The 471-nt window shown below is 68.4% G+C and carries 1 protein-coding gene; it reads right to left on the bottom strand.

From position 1 onward, the window contains the following. Positions 1-393, bottom strand: a 393-nt coding sequence (locus ACT3TZ_RS15275) for a helix-turn-helix domain-containing protein (RefSeq protein ID WP_444584261.1), incomplete at its 3' end; no start/stop codon positions are given. Positions 394-471: the final 78 nt, after the last annotated feature.

Below are 471 nucleotides of genomic sequence, written 5' to 3'. Positions count from 1 at the left end.
GCGGTTGTTCTCGCCGGTGGGGTCGAGGTCACGGCGGCGGGAGATCCCGAGGCGCTGCAGCCACCTGCCGATGGTGCGGACGCAGTAGTGGTGGCCGCGGCTGGCGAGCTCGAGAGCGATGCGGCGGGCGGACCATTTGCGGTCTCGTCGCCAGGCGTCGATGAGCTCGAGGACGTCGATCGGCAGTCGCGAGGGCCGGCGAGCCGGAGCGCTGGTGCGGTCCTGGAGAGCTTCGATGCCGTCGTCGCGGTAGCGGTGCACCCACTTCGTCAGAGTCGAGCGGGCGATGCCGGCTTCGGCGGCGACGTGGGCGATGGGTCGGCCATCATCTTCGACACGTTGGACCAGGCGGAGTCTTCCGGCAGGGGTCAGCGGCGAATTACGGTGGGTCATGGAACGGGTCTCTTCCAGCAGATGAATGGCTTCAGCACCACCCATCGTGCCGGTCAGGGACCCGTTCCTTCATCCCCG

The sequence above is a fragment of the Brachybacterium sp. AOP25-B2-12 genome, from assembly GCF_052378625.1.
Classification (GTDB): domain Bacteria; phylum Actinomycetota; class Actinomycetes; order Actinomycetales; family Dermabacteraceae; genus Brachybacterium.
Note: the sequence above shows the minus strand (reverse complement) of the source record. Positions and strands in the feature narration are given on the sequence as shown.